The sequence below is a fragment of the Mesorhizobium sp. M7A.F.Ca.AU.001.01.1.1 genome (genome assembly GCF_004022735.1).
In the GTDB taxonomy this organism is placed as follows: domain Bacteria; phylum Pseudomonadota; class Alphaproteobacteria; order Rhizobiales; family Rhizobiaceae; genus Mesorhizobium; species Mesorhizobium ciceri.
Genome location: NZ_RZPF01001337.1, coordinates 1 through 519 on the forward strand (window position 1 = coordinate 1; position 519 = coordinate 519).

Here is a 519-nt window from a genome sequence, read left to right on the forward strand (position 1 = left end):
CCTCTACGCGGTCCCGATCATCTGCCTGGTGCTCTGGGGCCGCCTTTTCCCGGATCCGGCACGGGCAAGGCACATCGTCACCTGCGTCAAGCTTTTCGCCGGCACGGTGGTCGTGGGCGCGTTGTGGGAGTACGGCTCGTCGCTCATCTGCGACGGCCATGGCCAAGGGTTCTTCTCGCCGGCTTGGCAAATGACGAGCTATCTCCCCATTGTCAGCCTGCTGCTCAACGCGCCGCTCTATGTGCTTGCCTTCAGCCTTGGCCGCGCTTTCTCGACACGCGAGGACGTTGCCGAGGATGAAGCAAGCCCACCGGCCTAGTCTTTCTCTGAAGCCGTGTGGCCGTTGGCGGGACAGAACGGCTTCAATCCGGACCGGAAAGGCTTTAGGCTCACCCGACTCTCATCTTATGGCCGGCTACCGGCCGCTCGAAACAGGATTTTGCCATGGCAATGGATGCCCACGACATCGAAAAACTGATCAAGGACGGCATTCCGGACGCCAAGGTGACGATTCGCGAT

2 pseudogenes are annotated in these 519 nt (G+C 61.1%); both read left to right on the plus strand.

From position 1 onward, the window contains the following. A pseudogene (locus EN884_RS38040) lies at positions 1-319 on the plus strand (hypothetical protein); the annotation flags it as partial. A gap of 125 nt (positions 320-444) precedes the next feature. Next, positions 445-519 (plus strand): annotated as a pseudogene (locus EN884_RS38045) (BolA family transcriptional regulator); the annotation flags it as partial.